This window comes from Streptomyces sp. NPDC005899 (genome assembly GCF_040629645.1).
Lineage (GTDB): Bacteria > Actinomycetota > Actinomycetes > Streptomycetales > Streptomycetaceae > Streptomyces.
Genome location: NZ_JBEXWB010000118.1, coordinates 1 through 16,721 on the forward strand (window position 1 = coordinate 1; position 16,721 = coordinate 16,721).

At 68.3% G+C, this 16,721-nt stretch carries 12 protein-coding genes and 1 pseudogene; 10 read left to right on the forward strand and 3 right to left on the reverse strand.

What is annotated here, in order from left to right; genetic code table 11:
- Positions 1-86 precede the first annotated feature (86 nt).
- The 9 genes from ABZ371_RS15775 (at position 87) to ABZ371_RS15815 (ending at position 12,745) form a co-directional block, all read left to right on the forward strand.
- On the forward strand, positions 87-1,604 hold the full coding sequence (locus ABZ371_RS15775) for a hypothetical protein (protein ID WP_358679081.1): 1,518 nt from the start codon (positions 87-89) through the stop codon (positions 1,602-1,604).
- A gap of 133 nt (positions 1,605-1,737) precedes the next feature.
- Positions 1,738-3,252 carry a 5'-methylthioadenosine/S-adenosylhomocysteine nucleosidase gene (locus ABZ371_RS15780; protein ID WP_358679084.1) on the forward strand — a complete coding sequence of 505 codons (1,515 nt, stop codon included), beginning with the start codon at positions 1,738-1,740 and terminating at the stop codon, positions 3,250-3,252.
- Positions 3,253-3,399: 147 nt separating this feature from the next.
- Positions 3,400-6,786: a hypothetical protein gene (locus tag ABZ371_RS15785; RefSeq protein WP_358679087.1), complete on the forward strand. Its 3,387-nt coding sequence runs from the start codon at positions 3,400-3,402 to the stop codon at positions 6,784-6,786.
- Positions 6,787-6,801: 15 nt separating this feature from the next.
- Positions 6,802-7,107 carry a hypothetical protein gene (locus ABZ371_RS15790; RefSeq protein WP_358679089.1) on the forward strand — a complete coding sequence of 102 codons (306 nt, stop codon included), beginning with the start codon at positions 6,802-6,804 and terminating at the stop codon, positions 7,105-7,107.
- A gap of 513 nt (positions 7,108-7,620) precedes the next feature.
- On the forward strand, positions 7,621-8,385 hold the full coding sequence (locus ABZ371_RS15795; RefSeq protein WP_358679092.1) for a TnsA-like heteromeric transposase endonuclease subunit: 765 nt from the start codon (positions 7,621-7,623) through the stop codon (positions 8,383-8,385).
- On the forward strand, positions 8,382-8,777 hold the full coding sequence (locus tag ABZ371_RS15800) for a hypothetical protein (RefSeq protein WP_358679095.1): 396 nt from the start codon (positions 8,382-8,384) through the stop codon (positions 8,775-8,777). Before ABZ371_RS15795 ends, ABZ371_RS15800 begins: the two co-directional genes overlap by 4 nt.
- Positions 8,708-10,522, forward strand: coding sequence for a Mu transposase C-terminal domain-containing protein (locus tag ABZ371_RS15805; RefSeq protein ID WP_358679100.1), 1,815 nt, complete (start codon positions 8,708-8,710; stop codon positions 10,520-10,522). The genes ABZ371_RS15800 and ABZ371_RS15805 overlap by 70 nt, the downstream gene beginning before the upstream one ends.
- Before the next feature lie 101 nt (positions 10,523-10,623).
- On the forward strand, positions 10,624-11,586 hold the full coding sequence (locus ABZ371_RS15810; protein WP_358679112.1) for a TniB family NTP-binding protein: 963 nt from the start codon (positions 10,624-10,626) through the stop codon (positions 11,584-11,586).
- 517 nt (positions 11,587-12,103) lie between these two features.
- On the forward strand, positions 12,104-12,745 hold the full coding sequence (locus tag ABZ371_RS15815) for a hypothetical protein (protein ID WP_358679103.1): 642 nt from the start codon (positions 12,104-12,106) through the stop codon (positions 12,743-12,745).
- 928 nt (positions 12,746-13,673) lie between these two features.
- Here the strand turns inward: ABZ371_RS15815 and ABZ371_RS15820 are convergent.
- Positions 13,674-14,816, reverse strand: a complete 1,143-nt coding sequence (locus tag ABZ371_RS15820) for an FAD-dependent monooxygenase (RefSeq protein ID WP_358679105.1) — start codon at positions 14,814-14,816, stop codon at positions 13,674-13,676.
- 170 nt (positions 14,817-14,986) lie between these two features.
- Between ABZ371_RS15820 and ABZ371_RS15825 the strand changes: the two genes are divergently transcribed.
- Positions 14,987-15,322 (forward strand): winged helix-turn-helix domain-containing protein, encoded by a 336-nt coding sequence (locus ABZ371_RS15825; RefSeq protein WP_358679107.1) that lies wholly within the window; start codon positions 14,987-14,989, stop codon positions 15,320-15,322.
- 145 nt (positions 15,323-15,467) lie between these two features.
- Here ABZ371_RS15825 and ABZ371_RS15830 read toward each other — a convergent pair.
- Positions 15,468-16,327, reverse strand: a pseudogene (locus tag ABZ371_RS15830) (IS5 family transposase).
- Positions 16,328-16,342: 15 nt separating this feature from the next.
- Positions 16,343-16,594 (reverse strand): hypothetical protein, encoded by a 252-nt coding sequence (locus tag ABZ371_RS15835; protein ID WP_358679109.1) that lies wholly within the window; start codon positions 16,592-16,594, stop codon positions 16,343-16,345.
- Positions 16,595-16,721 lie beyond the last annotated feature (127 nt).

Here is a 16,721-nt window from a genome sequence, read left to right on the forward strand (position 1 = left end):
TACAACTTGCACCGACTGCACAGCAGCCTCGGCTACGTCAGCCCCGCCGAGTACGAGACCGCACTCGCAGCCTGACCACCACACCAATGGTGTCCGTCAAAGCGGAACAAGCTCAGTATGAGTTGCTCAACCGATATGCGCTGCACCAGGATCTTCCCGGCCGCATCGGTCCGCCGGCGCTGACAGAACCCAGCCAGTTGGCGAGCGACCTCCAGACGGCACGGAGCCTTCTCGACCACGCGGATGGCAGCACACAGAGGCTCGGCGGCGTGTATGCGGTTGCTGCGGCCGCCGTGTGCGCGGCGGCGAATGGAACCCCGGTGGCGGTCGAGGAGCTCTGCTGGTCGGTCGATCTTCTGACGGAGGCCGTCCTCGACTGCCCTGCGCATCTCGATGCGGATGTGTCTGACACGATCCAGCCTTGGGAGGGCAGCCGTCAGGCGGCCCTCGCACTACCACGCAGCCTTCTGCCGACGGTCGCGTTGTTGGCCAGGGGCCCTCTTGGCAGTGAGCGTGTCGGGCGTATCCGTGAAGCTGTCCTGCGGTGTAGCGTGCACCCGGTCCATGAGGTGCGGGCCTACGCCGCCGAAGGGCTGCGTCCATTGTGGTCCGCCCCGTGCTCGGCCACAGTGCGCTCATGTCACCATGCCGTGGCGTGGGAGGCCGTGGAGGTCGGCCTCCGTCTCGTGGTGAAGGACGCCAACAGCCTCCTTGCGTCTCGCGCAGAGTCCTTGCGCCCGCCTGCGGCGGCGCTGGATCAGCTGACCGGCGAGGAGTTGTCGCTCCCCGTCCTGGGCACGGCGCTGCCTGCGATCCTTGAGGCCGCCCGCCTGCAGCATTGCAGGACGGCCCAGGCCCGGTCAGTACGAGCCCCGGTTCTGGACGCCTATGCGCGCGCGGCCTGCGTCTGGGGCGACGGTGGATACCACCGGCACTCGGAAGAGCATGGTGCGGTGGCGGAAGCGCTCCTTCGTAGCGGTGCCGAAGAGCCGACGGTGATGACCGGCTTCGTGGACACACTCACGGTGTCCCCCGCAGCGCTCAGCCATCTCCTGCACGGCCTGAAGATTGCCGCCACTTACCGTCCCGAGCTGGCGAAAACTCTCGGCGTTGTCTGGCCTCACATCATGGAATCGGTTCTGACCCGCCCACTGCCTACCGAGCAGGTTGACCGCTTCGGACACCAGGAGCGGCTGATGGGAGAGCTGGTCCCCAACCCCACGCCGTCCGGCGCGGACTTGCATGTGGACAGCACGCTGGCCAAGGCCCGGCGCACGTGGCTGACGTTGGACCCTTTGCGTGACCTGATCGACAGCTGGACCACCTCCGCGGGCACAGAGAGATTCGCCATCGACAATCTCGTCGGGTTCCTCAAGGCACAACCGATCCATGAACAGATCGAGCCGGGTATGCGGTGGGTCCGGCAACTCTGCGTCAGCAGCAACGGAGCGGTCGACTCGGCGGGGTTCTTGCTTGCCGAATGGCTGCAGGACCTCCGCGCTGAGGTGACCGCTTCTGCCCACCCCCACTATCGGGCGGTGGTCGACGGCCTCGCACTCGCACAACACCCGGGTGCCCCAGCACTGCAACGACTGGACGAATGACCCACCCAGGCACCAACCTCGCCCAGGCTCTCAGGCCCCGGCCACAGGCATTGCCCTGATGCGATGCTCAGCCGTGAAGCGCGATCTACGGCCGCCGCCAGGCGCCCTCACCGACAGCGATAAGGAATCTGCCTTGATCCAACCGAACAGCCCCCGTGTGGTGGTCCTGACCGCACTTCCTCTGGAGTACGAGGCGGTGCGCGTGCACCTGACCAACCTGGAGAGCTCCGAGCACGAGACGGGGACCCGGATCGAGGAGGGCTCGCTGCCGGGCACGCCCTGGCGGGTGGCGATCGCCGAGCTCGGTGAGGGCAACACGAATGCCGCCGCCCTCACCGAGCGGATCAACTCATGGCTGAAGCCGGCCGCCCTGTTCTTCGTCGGAGTCGCCGGAGGTCTCAAGAACGGCGTCGAGCTCGGTGACGTCGTGGTTGCGACCAAGATTTACGCCTATCAGGGCGGCAAGCAGGATCCCACCCAGTTCCTGGCCCGCCCAAACGCGTGGGACGCCTCCCACCGGCTTGAACAGGCCGCCCGTCATGCCCTGCGGTCCGACGAGTGGACCTCGCACATCCGCAGCCAGCGACCACCGCGCCCGCCTGCCGTGCACCTCAAGCCCATCGCCTCCGGCGACGTCGTACTCAACTCCGCCGACAGTGCGCTCTCAGCCCAACTCCACCACACGTACAACGACGCGGTGGCGATCGAGATGGAGAGCGCCGGCTCCGCCCGTGCGGCACACCTCGCCGACCAGCTACAGGCCCTCACCATCCGCGGCATCAGCGACAAGGCCGACGGCCTCAAGCACACGGCGGACGCGGGAGGAAGCCAGCCCCAGGCAGCCGCTCACGCCGCCGCAGCCGCCATCACCGTGATCACGGCGCTCACACCCTCGACCTCGGCCTCCAACGCCTATCCCGCCGCTAGTTCCGCAGAGGTCGGCACCGCGCGCACCCCCCACAACGGAGGTAAGCAGCCAACGGCCGACGGCTCGGGCCCCCAGTGGGAGCCGATGGCCGATGCCGTCGAGGTGAACTGGCGCAGAACGGGCCACAACTCACCCTTCGGCACGAGTGCGGCCGCCCTGGAGATCCATCTCGTCCCGGTCCCTTCCGGCAGCCGCATTGAGGTACGTAGACTGGCCCAGCTCGGTGACCAACTCATCCGCACCGGCCGGGAAGACGGCTTCTTCACTCTCTCCGAGCTACTCGATACAGCTGCCGACGACCAGCACGCTCTGGTGACCACAGCAGGCGGCCAAGGCACTACCGGACTGGCAGTCCTGCGCACAGGACAACGCTCCGCATGGCAGCCGCTCCCCCACGACGACATGGGAGCCGTACTCGACCCGGTTGAGCTGCCCCAGCAGATCACCCGGCTACTAGCTCTCCTCCTCAGGTTGCCACTGCCCGACCCGCTGTCCGTCGCCCTGGGTATCGGTATCGATCCAGCCACCATGGTCAGCGAAGACACCATGAGCCGCTTGCCCCGCAGCACGGCCCAGTTCCCGATGAGACACGACCTCTTGCGAGTCCACCCGGACGAATCGCTCACCATGAAGGAGCTCAACGCCAAGAGCGACAGCGTCGCCGAGGAGCTCGCCGCCCGCCTGCTCGCCAGCTTCCGTACCCCGCGCCGCAGTTTCTGACGTAGCCGAGAAGAAAGACGCACGATGGACATGAAGAGCGGGCCAGGCCGTACGTCTCCTGACGCTACGGGCTCTGGCACTCACGCTTCTGTTCAGACGAACTCAGCGACGCACGGCGGCACGGCAAACGCAGTACAGAACGGTAATTTGACGGTTAATCAGCACTTTCACGCGGATCCCAGCGCGCCTAATCCGTGGCTCACACCGCAGGAAGCGTTCAACGATCCGCAGGCTGCCGCATACTTCAGCCATCATTGGGACCTGGTCGGACGATCCGATCTCGTCGAACAACTGCTCTCCTTCGCCTTGGCTGATGACGACACCGAGGGCAGGATCGGTGTCCTCGTGGGCGCGGCGGGCGGCGGCAAGAGCCGTGTGCTGCAGACGCTCGCGGCAGAGTTCGCCCGCCGCTCTGAAGGCGTCGTGCAAGTGCTGCTCGCCACCGAGGGCGTACATCAGCATGCTGTTGAGCAATTGCCTCAACACGACAGTCTGCTCGTCATCATCGAGGACGCCCACCAACGTCCCGACGAGTTGGCGGCGATCATCCGGGCACTCCGCCGTGAACGGCCCGGGGCCGTCCTGGTCGTCTCCACCCGACCGTCCGGCACGACAGTACTCAGGGGGACGTTCAGGCAGTTGCGGGTGGACGACGCGCGGGTTTCCACGTGGGAACTCGGCGAACTCTCGACGCGAGATGCCTCCCGCCTCGCAGAACAAGCGCTCGGCGAGGCAAAGCGGCACCTGGCTCGCCGGCTTGCCGCGACCGTGGGTGATTCACCGTTCCTACTGGTGTTCAGCGCGCTGGAGATCGTACGCGGCAGGCTCGATCCCCAGCGGATGGAGAGCGATGCCCGCCTGCACCGGGAGGTAGTGGAAGCGTTCATCGAAACGGCCCTGACGGACCCGGCGACGCGCGACCAGGACCGAGCCGTGTTGCACACCGTCGCGGCTCTGCAGCCCGTGCGCACGGATGTCCCGCGCTTCGTCAAGTCCATGGCGGCACTGCTCGGCACCCCTGACAGCGTCCTTCAGGTCCAGCTGCGCCGGCTGGTGAGCAGCGGAGTGCTGGCACGCAGGGGTGCCTCGCACCGGATCCTTCCTGATCTCCTGGGCGATGTGCTGCTGGCCGAGGCCGCCATCAATCCGGACACCGGCGCCTCCACCGGCTTTCTCGAGCGCGTCCTGGCCGAGACCGACGGAGAACCGCTGACAAACGCACTGGTCAACGCTGGCCGAGTGGACTGGCAGTGGAGCCGGCACAGGCCGACCGGCCGGTCCCCCTTCGAGCCGCTGTGGCACACCATCGAACAGGAGTACACCGACGGCGATGCCTCGACCCGCAGCCAGCTCCTGAAAGTCATACGCAACATCGCCCCGTTCCAGCCACGCCGCGTCCTCGGCCTCCTGCGTCCAGAGGTGGAGGCCGGCCCGGCCGATGCGCCTCGCCTGCTGGACGACGTTCCTCCGGTGCTGGCTGCGGTTGCGCGGGACCCCGAGCATCTCGGTGAGGCCCTCGACCTGCTGTGGAAACTCGGACAGCACGACATGCGTCCCCTCCGCTCGTCCTCCCAGTCGGCACTGGGGCTATTGAGCGACCTCGCCTCCTACTCCCCCGACAAGCCCTTGCTCTACCAGGAAGCGGTGGTCGAAGCGGTCGCCCGATGGGCGCAGCAAGGCCCCGTGCGCCCCGCCGACCGAATGCCATTCGCCCTGCTGGACCGGATCTTCGAGCCCGTGGCGGAGGGCCACGAGTTCGACGGCCGGACACTCACCATCTCGCGTCTGCCGCTGCTGGCTGAGCGTGTGGCGCCGGTGCGCGACCGGGCGTACCGGGTACTGCTCGAGGCGTACGGCTCGCCGGACCGTATGAGGGCGGGCGTGGCGGCACGAAGTTTCGCGGAGGCTCTCAGCGGCCAGGTCGGGCAGTTCGCAGACTGGCTGGTGCCCGCCCTGGAGGCGTTGGCCGCGCGCACACGTGAAGTCCGGCCCGGGCCGTTGGTGGCGCTGGCCGTGCGGCGGTCGGTCCACTGGCATGTGGCGTACGGCTCTCCGGATGCCGCGGCCGCAGCGCGCGTCGTGCTGGAAGCCCTGCCCGACTCGCTTCCGCACCGGCTTGCCGTGCTGCTGCACAGCGACTGCCACGAATGGTCGGTAGGCGAGGACTACGACTATGAAGCGACCGAAAACAACTGGAGCCGTCGGCTGGCAGAGGCATCCTCCCAGGCCACAGCTTGGGACGACGCCACGGCCTGGGACGTCTTGCGCGACCTGCTGGAGCAAGGGATGCAGATGTTCGCCGAGGCTCCGCCAGGATGCACGGCCCTCATCGCCGGCATGGCCTCGGAACGACCTACACGTGCGGCGGCAATCATCCGTGGGGCCCTGGAGTGCAGCGACATCACAGCGGAGCTCGTCCTTCCGCCGGCGTTGAAAGCCCTATGGAAGGACGAGCCCGACGTCGCCTGGCAGATGGCGGCGGAACTCGCGGACGCCAGTCGCGCCGCACCGGTCCGCGCCGTGCTCCGGGCCAGCGCGGCACGGCTGGCGGCAGGGGACGTACTGCATCCACACGAACTCGCGATTGCCCGTCAGCTGGCCACCCGTGCCGACAGCGCCATGGGCACGGATGTCTTGCGCCTGGCCGTCTCGATGATCCGCAATGCGGCTTCACGCGAAGACGCCATCGCGCTTATCTGCTCAGTCCCGTTCTCCGGTCTGGCGCGAGGCGCGGCGGACTTCTGCTGGGCATTCATCGGCCCGGCCGGCCTGTCGTGGTCCGAGTTCACCCCGGAGCAACGGAAATGGTGTCTGGCGGAGTTGGCCAAGACACGGACGATCGATGACCATCGAGTCAAGTCGGCCATCGCGGCCCTGTCGGAAAGTTACGAAGACGAGGCGTTGGACCTGCTGCTGGCCCGGCTGGAGTCGTGGGAGCAGGATCCCAAGCCGGGCTTCGATCCACTGCCCTTCGCCTGGCATGCCCGATCCCCCTTCACGAACAGCCCGCGCCGCGTCGAGCTATTGCGGAGGCTGACACGATGGTTCGAAGAAGAGCGTGAGCACCCCTGGCGGCGCGAGCTATACGGCACCAAGCTCTTCGCGACCGTCGCCGGCAACGTGTACGACAGCGCCGCACGTGACGTGCTGCTGGAGGTATTCAGGTCGGGTGAGCACCAGCGAATAGACGCTGTTGCGCCACTGCTGAGCGGCGCACATCGCGGACTCCTCTGGGAGGAGCCCCAGTTCGTGGCCGAGGTGCTGAGCGCCGCCGTTCAGCTCTCGGAGGAGCTGTACCGCAAGGTCAGCGGCAGGCTGATGAGCTCCGTGACAAACGGATCAAAATCGACATCCCCGGGCGAACCGTACCCGAAAGATCTTGAGATCCTGCAGCGCGCCACGGAAGTCCGGGCGACGCTGCGCGCCGGCTCTCCGGAGGAGCGGCTGTACGCCGCACTGCAGGACTACGCAAACGGACAGATCGACTCAGCCCGCAGAGAAGATCTCACTTTCGACGCCCGCCGAACTTGGTGAACAGTGCCTCGTCTCATGACGTCATTGGCGTGGCCGACCGGCTACGGCCAGCAGATACAGGGGCCCCAGCGATCAGAAACGGTCGCACGGTCAGGTGAGCTGGCCATCGCGACGCGTTCCCGGCCGGGCCGAAGGGCCGCTTGCGGTGCTGCCCCGGACATCGACGCGGAGCTGACCGTCTGGGACAACGACCGCGCGCCGTGGTCCGAGGAACTACTCCCCGTGGCCGAGCTGGCGTACTGGCTCACGCACTGGCTCCAGAGCCCCAGGGCCGGGGCACGGGATCTCGCACTCGACTCGATCTCCGCGGATCCGGGCTGATTCACAGCACACGGACCGATAGCGGGTGGAGCGTCGGAACTCCTCCAGCCGAATGTGCGGACGTCTCCCGTTACCTGAGGTCCCCTGAAGGTCAAGATCAGGAAGTTGTGCGCTCCGTAAGCGAAGGCGTCGCCGGGCCGGTGATCGCCCCCCACCTCTATCCCCGAGCCCTGGGCACGCTCCAGTACGGCCAACGCCGCAGGCAGGACTGAGCCAATTCCCGACTTCACCCAGCGAAGGCACTCACCGGTGGTCTGCGAGCTGCTCCCCGCCCAGGCAGGACGGGGCCAGCTGCCTCCCGCGCGAGCGGCGAAGAATCCTCAGCTGGACCCCAGGATTCTCAATACATCTGCGGGGTCTTCATCCAACTTGCTGCAGCGCAGGTCAAACACCATTACGACACGAAAGAACTGCCCAAGACACCTCTCAGCCACCTGCCGCATCGCAGGTCAGAGACCTTTCTCTACTACAGCGAGAATGAGAACTCACAGGGGCCGGGCGAGGCGAGTGGCCGTGGATCGTCGCAGTGGGTTCGAGGCGGTGTTCCTCGATCCGGTGGGGCAGTCGGTTCAGCAGCGGTGGGCGGATGCCGCCATGACCGTGGCGTTCGAGGAGTTGCCTGTGGTGTCGGCGTTCCCGGTGATTCCGGGGCGCCGCTGGGGGCCGGGTCTGTGGTGGTCGGCGACCACCGGGCGGCACGTGGCCGCGGGTTCGAACGCGATGCGCACCCAGCTGATGGTCCTGGACCGCGACCCCGATGTGACCGGGCTCGCGGGGCGTCCGGTACGTGTGTTGTGGCGGGAGGAGCGGGGCCGGGTGCGTTCCTGGGTGCCGCAGCTGTTCGCCCGGTACCGCGACGGCACGGGTCTGCTGGCCGACTGCCCCAGCCATATGGAGGCCGGCGGCGACCGGGCGGTGAAGGCCGCCGAGGCGGTGAGCGCGGCGTGTGAGGAGATCGGCTGGGCCTACCGGCGTCTTGAGCCGCTCGACGACGTCCGGGCCGCCAATCTGAAGTGGCTGGCCGGCTACCGCCATCCCCGTAACGCCGGCCGCCCCGGCCTGATGCCTGTGGTGGTGGAGGCGTTCGCGCGGCCGCGGCCGCTGATCGAGGGCGTCGAAGCGGCCGGTGACCCGATCGAGGTCCTGCCGGTGGTCTTCCACGCCCTGTGGCACGGGCGGGTGACGGCAGCCATGGAGGCACCGCTGCACGAACGCGTCCTGGTCGGTCCCGCGGGCAGGAGTCGCCCGGGCCCGGGCGCGGTGGGAGGGGCGCGGTGACCGCGCGGCGCAACGCCCGGCCATCGGTGAAGGTCGGGGCGCAGGTCCGCTTCCGCGGTGTGAAGTGGCAGGTGGTCGCCCTGTCCGGGCAGACCATTCACCTCGTCGGCCCGGACGGCGGCGGCGGCGAGGCGGTGCTCGCCGGGTACCTGTTCGCCGATCCCGGCTTCAGCGTCATCGGAGCCGATGTACCGCAGGCGGCCCCGCAGTGGGGGCTGTTCGAGACCGCCCCGCCGCGGCACGTGAGAAGGCACTGGCCTGGCAGCGGCACGTACGGGAAGTCGAATCCGGCCTTCCCGACGGGCCCGGCAGCACTGGAGCAGTGCGGGAGCAGTACGACCCAGAGCGGCACACGCTGGCCGAACGTGAGCAGGCCAAGGCCGAGGAGCTGACCGCGCTCGGCTTCGGCCGGGTGTCGCGCACCACGGTGCAGCGCATGCGGCTCGCTTATCGCAAACAGGGACTGTGGGGACTCCTGGACCACCGCACCACTCGTGCCTCCAGCCCCACCGGGCGGTCCGACGAACGGGTCGTCGCCGCCGTCCGTGAAGCGCTGCGCCGCCGGCGCGGGCGCTCCAAAGGCACCATCAACGGCCTGTTCCCGCTCATCAACCAGATCATCGAAGATCAGCACGGCCCCGGCACGGTACCCGTGCCGTCCCAGGCCACGCTCTACCAGCTCGTCACCACGCTCGCCCGCCCCGGTGAACTGCCCAGTGGTCCGGTGCGGCAGGTGCCCGCGAGTGTCGAGGGGCGGGCCTTCACCCCTGCCACGGCGCTGCGGCCGGGCGAGCAGGTCCAGATCGATACCACCCGCCTGGATGTCCTGGCCCTCTTCGACGACGGGCGCTTGGCCCGCCCCGAGCTGACCATCGCCGTCGACGTCGCCACCCGCGCCATCCTGGCCGCCGTGCTGTGCCCGAGCGCGACCAAAACCGTGGACGCGGCCCTGCTGCTCGCCGAGATGGCCGTCCCTCACCCCGCACGGCCGACCTGGCCCGACGCCCTGCGCTTCGCCCACACCCCTCTGCCCGCCCACCAGCGGCTGCTCACCCTGGACGAACGCCTCGCCGGTGCGGCGGCCCGCCCCGTCGTCATCCCCGAGACCGTCGTCGTCGACCGCGGGAAGATCTACCTCTCGCAAGCGTTCACCGCCGCGTGCCAGACCCTCGGGATCAGCGTGCAGCCCGCCCCGCCCCACGCCCCCACCGCCAAAGGCATCGTCGAGCGCACCTTCGGATCGATCAACACCCTGTTCTGCCAGCACCTGCCCGGCTACACCGGCTCCGACGTCACCCGCCGCGGCCGCGACATCGAACAAGACACCTGCCACACCGTGCCGGCGCTCCAGGACCTCCTCGACGAATGGCTCGTCCACTGGCACATGCGCCCCCACGAAGGGCTGCGCCACCCCGTCCTGCCCCGGGCCGCCCTCACCCCCAACCAGATGTGGGCCGCGCTGGTCTGCGTCGCCGGCCACGTCCCCGTCCCCCTGACCGGCCACGACTACCTCGAACTGCTCCCGTTGCGTTGGCAGGCCGTCACCGAACGCGGTATCCGCATCCACCACCGCACCTACGACCACGACCTCCTGGCCCCCTACCGCGGTCAGCTCTCCCCCGTCGCCGCCCGCGGCGGGAAATGGGAAACCCACATCAACCCCCACGACCTGCGGCAGATCTGGATCCGCCTCCCCGACGGGCAACTCGCCGAGATCCCCTGGATCCACCGCGACCACACCCACCACCCGTTCAACGAACACACCTGGAACCACATCCGCACCACGGTCACCCACTCCACCGGCCACGATTCCGATACCCACGAAGCCGACCTCGCCGACGCCCTCGACCAGCTCATGCGCCGCGCCCGCAACCAGACCGCGACCGCGCAGGAACAGCGTCTGCTCACCCGGGCCACCCCTACCCGGGCCCCCGTACCGACGCAGCTCGGCGAGCACGACCACCTTCAGCCGGAACCCGGCACACGCCGGGCCGGCCACCAGGCGCAAGACGACAGCCTGGACGACTTCGACGACACCCCCGACGAGGACACCATCAACGATGACAGCCACGCCGGCCCTGCCACGCGCACCGGCTACGGCCTCTACGACGCGGCCGCGGAGGCCCTGAAATGGTGAACCGCGCCCCGGCGCCGACCGCCGGCATCCACACGGACACCAACGGCACGAACAGCGTGGGGGAAGCCGCCGGCGACAGCCCAGCCGACCAGCCGTGGCCGGTGACAACCTGGCAGGGCTGGCAGCACTTCGCCACCACCCCTCCCCCGGCCCCGCCCGGGCCCGGCGGCCCGCCCCGCAGCCCCGAGCAGCGCCTGGCCTATCACTCCGCGTTCGTCACCCTGCGCACCCCGGCCATCGACACCCTGGCCACCCAGGTCCGCACCCTGATGGTCCTGGGCCGCCACCAGCAGCACACTGCCCGCCCCTCCCTGATCGTCACCGGCCCCCCGGCCGCCGGGAAGACCACCGCTCTCCTCCACGTCGGACGCGCCTGCCACCTCGCCCACACCCGCCAGACCCCCGCACCACCCGGGCCCGGCCATGTGCAGGCCCCCGTCGCGTACGTCCTGGTCCCACCCGGCGCCAGCGCCAAAAACCTCACCGCAGAGTTCGCCCGCTACCTCGGCATCCCCACCAGCACCCGCATGACCACCACCCAGATCACCGACGCCGTCTGCCACACCTACAACAAGGCAGGAGTCCGTTTGGTCCTCATCGACGAGATCCACCGCCTCAACCCCCGCACCACCAACGGCGCCGAAGCCGCCGACCTCCTCAAAGACCTCACCGAACGCATCCACGCAACGTTCGTCTACGCCGGCATCGACGTCACCACCACACCCCTGTTCAGCGGAATCCGCGGCGCCCAACTCGCCGCCAGAGCCACCCTCATCCACGCCGGCCCCCTGCCCGCCCGCCACGGCCAGAACCACCCCTTCCGCGACCTGGTCACCGGCATCGAAAACGCCCTCGACCTACACGCCCACCGCCCCGGCACCCTTCCCCGCCTCACCACCTACCTCCACCAGCGCACCGCAGGCCGCATCGGCGCCCTCACCCGCCTCATCCGCCAAGCAGCCATCACCGCCATCCACGACGGCACCGAAAAAATCACCCGCGCCACCCTCGACGCGATCACCCTCGACCACCACACCGAACAACAACAACGCCCCACCCGCTAACCCACCCCACCACCCACCCACAACCACCTGACCAGCAAAAACGCCATCCAGCAGCAAAAAACGCCCGGGCCATTAGACCCAGACGCTCCCTTCAACACCCACCAAACCACTCACAAAAACTGGCACAAACCCAGACCACACCCCCCGAGCTCCCTCCATCACCAGTTCTCAACCAACCATCAATACCCCAGCCCACACCCCACCCACTGCACCAACTAGCCACCCGCTTAATGTCACGAACGGTGCACGACGTCGCGTCCTGGGATGAAACAGGAGGAGTGCGGGCGAGACCACGGCATCAGCACCCCACCAGCACCACCGGGACCTCGAGAAGCACCCATCTCATCCAAGCCGAGCCGCATAGCACCTGAAACTGCATCAAGAGAGGCCTAAACACTCTCTAAGAGGTCGTTTTCATCTGTACTGCGCGCTTATCGGTGGATTCTCGGAGTGTTCGGTTGTGGTGCGGGTGATTTGGTGGAGGTGCTCGATGCCTGCAGGGCGGGTGGGGTTGCGGATGGGGCGAGAGGCTACGTACGCCGCCCGCGGTCTCAACCTGGCCGCCCTCTCCGACGAGGCCCTGCTCCGCCGGATCGCCGCCGAGCCCAAAATCGAGGCGTACCTCGCCTGCGACGGCGAGTTCGACCTCACGCGGACCGACCCCATCGAGTCGATCGCCCTTCCGGCCGGTCTCCCGGTGGAGCCCGTGGCCGGCTGCAACGCGGGAGGCACCCACTACCTCTGCGGCCCGGCCGACTCCGACCGCGTCCGCCCCGTCCTCTACACCGACTCTGAGGGCCAGGCCTCCCTCATCGCGGAGTCCCTCGCCGAGGCCCTGACCCTGGCCATCGTCCTCCCCTCCTGGCACGACGCCCTGGCCGGCTTCCGTCCCCCCGCGCTCAACGCCGACTACCTTGAGGACAACCCGGACCACCCCGAGGTCCGCGACCGCCTCCTCGCCGCCCTCCGCCCACCGAGTCCGAGGTCCTGGCCCGCCTCCTCACCACGGCCGCCCGCACCGTCCCGGACGGCTTCCTCCCTTCGGTCGAGGGCGAGGAGGACGCGGCCTTCGAACCGATGCTCCGTCTGCCGGCCGAGTAGGACAGCCCCGCCGCGCGCCGCCTTCCGGACCCGACGCACCGCTACGGCGAAGCCATGACGCACTGCCCGACTGGATGCGCCCGCCCCGCGCGGAGGGCTGTTCGCGGAGGACGTGGACCGCCTCCCCGAGGTTCGGCCCGGCGCATGCCGGATGTGCGGCAGGAGACTTTGGGGTGATCGACCTCAAGGGGGCGTCCTCCTGTGATCAGCGCCTGACCCAAGACGTTGCCAACATCTACACCGCAGACGAGACACTTTCCCGTGGGACACAGAAGTTACTTACATGACCTCACGGAGTTCGCGGACGAGTGCGGCCGGGGTGGTCTCGCCCGGATCGACCATGACTCCCGGGGAAGCAGGCGGGTTCGCTGATTTCTGGCCGGGGAGTCGCAGGAACCCACGCGTGAGTGGTTCCTCGACGGCTTTGAGTGAGGCGGGTTCGAGGCCTCATGCTGGTGCACTGGTGTATTCGACCGCCACGAGTTCCCCGCGAGCAGTCCACAAGTCTCTGTCCGTGAGCTTTTCGAACCTCAGGTTGAGGCGTGACGAAGGGCGGGGATGGTTTTCACGATGACGGTGATCCGGTTGGTGCTACAGCGGAGTTTCCGCGGGAGGCACCAACCCTTCAGGGCGGCCATGGCTTGTTCGCCGAGGCAGCGGATCCTGGCGTGGGTGCTGTTATGCCGACGTTGCCGCAGCTTGAGACGCAGGCTGCGGAAGGGCACCGGGATGATGCCGTCGCCGCCTTGATTTGCCTTGTCCGCCCAGCACTTCACCTCCGCGTCGAGGGGGCGTAGTCACCGGCAGTCCCCATGCCGTGGCGAGCGCCGGGAACGGTGGGTGAGGCCCACAGCAGTCGACCTGCCGCATCGGCGATGACCTGCCACTCCGATCCGGGCTCGTCGGACATGGCGGCGCCGACCCGGCTGAGAGCTACCACGGAGCTGCGCACCGACCGGTGACCGGTCGGTCGGTGCGGACCCGGTCTACCGGTTCGCGGCTTCGCGAGAGGCGATCCGGTTCGTGCGACCGACCGCGCGGCCCAGCGCGTTGCGCACCGCGAGGCCCGGCCGGGTGCGGGGCACCATGAGCCTGGAGAGCAGACCGACGCGTCGCTGCCGCGGGCCTACCTCACGGCGAAGCCGCGACTCGTAGGCGGCGAAGGCGCGGTCGTGATCACCGGGGTGGGCGGCGAGCTCTTCTGCGAGGGCGTACGCGCCCGCCATCGCCATGCTGGACCCGTCACCCAGCAGGGCCGTCGCCGCCGCCGCGTCCCCGAGCAGTACGACCCGTCCGCGGGACCACGAGGGCACTCTGACGGTGGTCAAGGGGTCGAAGAACGGAGCCGGGTGGTCGAGGAAGGCTGCCACGAGTTCCGGCGCCCGCCACCGCACGTCGGCGTAGGCGTCGGCCACGGTCTGCTTGTGAAGGGCGATGTTCTTCCGGTCGTGGGGCGCCGGCTGTGCGGCCCGGAAGGTGAAGATCGCGAGCGGGGTGGTCCGCGAGGGATGGACGACCAGCATCCGGTTCGGCACGGTCAGCATCGTCATCTCGGTCGGGTCCTCGATGGCGTCGGGTTCCAGCGGGACGGTCGCGCCGTACAGGCCCAGGTCGCTCGCGAACTGCCGCTCGGGGCCGAATACCAGGCGCCGTACGGTGGAGTGCATCCCGTCGGCACCGACCACCAAGTCGAAGCGCCGTGGCGCGGACCGCCGGAAGGTGACGTCCACCCCGCCTTCATCCTGGTCGAGAGCGGTGACCGTGTCGTCGAACAAGAACTCGGCCCCGGTCTGCGCTGACCGGTGGAGCACCTCGGACAGGTCGGCTCGGGTCACCTCGACCGTCGGCGCCTTGTCCGAGGTGAGCGGGAGTTGCAGGATTCGCCTGCCGCCGGGGTCGAGCAGGGTCAGCGACCGATTGCGGGTGGCGAGCTCGCGGAGCTGCGGGAGGATGCCCATGCGCTCGGCGACCGGGATCGCGGGCCCTTTCACGACGATCGCGCTACCACCGGAGCGCAGCTGCCGGGCATGTTCGACGACCGTCGGCCGGTATCCATTCCGGGAGAGCCAGTACGCGAGTGCGGGCCCTGCGATTCCGGCACCGACTATCAGCACCTCGGGCTTCTTCATGACGATGACCTCTCGGAGTGTCGATGACCAGGTCCCCGGCGAGTGCCGGGCCGGGGCTGAGGGAACGGCGGCATGGGGCGGTGCAACCCGACCCATGTACGAAAAACTTCGTACCTTAGGGAAGCACGCCCTTCAGGTACGATGCAAGTCGTACTTGAAGGAGGTGCCGCGTGACCGGGAGGAACCTGGACGGCCCGGAGGTCGATGCGCTCGATCTGGGTGCGGTGTTTCGTGCCCTCGCCGACGAGCACCGTCGTTCGGTGATGACCCAGTTGGCCACCGACCGCAGCGACAGCGAGCGGGGCTGCAACTCGTTCGATCTTCCGATCTCGAAGCAGACCCAGACCCACCACTTCCGGGTCCTGCGCGAGGCAGGTCTCATTGACGAGATCGACTACGGCAACCGCAAGGGCATCCGACTACGACGCGCGGACATCGAGAAGAGATTCCCCGGGCTCCTCGCGCTTCTGGGAGCAGGGCCCCCGGCCGATACCACTCCTCGTTGAGCACACCGGAGGAAAGTCCGATTCGGCCCTGAGCCGCGAGCTCGACCGAACCCAGCTCGCGCCCGGCTCGCAGATAGCCGAGCACGACGCGGGCACGAAGGGGCGCTGTGCCTGTTCAAGCCGGAGCTAGGCCGTTTCTTTCGGATCATCTGTCCGACCAGATGAAGATGGCTGCGAGGCGGAGTCCTGCGAGGTAGCTGGTGGCGGTCTTGTCGTAGCGGGTGGCCAGGCCGCGCCATTGCTTCAGCTTGTTGATGCAGCGCTCGACCGTGTTGCGCCGCTTGTAGGCGTCGCGGTCAAAGGCCGGCGGACGGCCTCCCAGCCTGCCGAGTCGTTTGCGGTGGGCGACCTGGTCGGAGGGCTGCGGGATCACCGCTCGGATTCCGCGCCGACGAAGATGTGTCCGGATCGCGCGCGATGAGTAGGCATTGTCGGCCAGGACCACGTCCGGCGTGGTCCTGGGCCGGCCGATCTGCCGGGGCACCCGTAAACGGGCCATGACCTCGGGGAATGCAGGTGCGTCACCGGCCTGGCCGGGCGTGAGGACGAAGGCGAGTGGGCGGCAGCGACTGTCCGCGGCAAGATGGATCTTGGTGGTCAGCCCGCCGCGGGAGCGTCCGAGGGCATGGTCGTCCGGCTCGCCGGCCGGGGCCCCTTTTGACGTGCCCCGGCGGCGTGCTGGTGGGCTCGGGCGATGGTGGAGTCAACCGCGACGACCCACTCGAGGTCGCCTTCGGCGTCGGCTTGGGCGAGCAGGGCGGTGAAGACTTTCTCCCAGGTGCCGTCGACTGCCCACTTCCGCAGGCGGTTGTGGGCGCCCTTCCACGACCCGAAGTGCTCGGGCAGGTCCATCCACGGGGTTCCGGTGCGGTACTTGAACGCGATCGCGTCGATCACCTGCCGGTGATCACGCCACCGGCCACCCCGCTTCGGCGTCCGGTCCGGCAGCAACGGCTCGATCCTCGCCCACTGGGCGTCAGTCAACGACACACCCAGACCAACGATCAGATGATCCGAAAGCTACTCAACTTCTTTGGCGCTGCTGACGCTCTCGAAGTCGCCGCACATGCCTGGCGTGCTGCCCACATGCGACCTCTGGGCGCGATCGATTGAAAGAACCTGAGGATCTACCGCGCGCTCGTACAGCTCAATCTCGAAGGAGTCCGCGTCCACCTCGACAAGCCGGGCAAGGGCATCCCGATCCTGCTCAGCTGTCGGACGCGCTCGGACCTCGTCCCTCCACACCTGACCGCTCGCCTCCGCTTCGTCCATCTCGCCAATATATGTGCGGGCAGTAGCGCGGGAAGTCCACCCGAACCAAGATCCGGAAGAAGCGCCCTAGGACCTGTCTTCAAAGGGTCAAATCCACATCAGGAGTGACGCGATGGTGAGCGCCGCT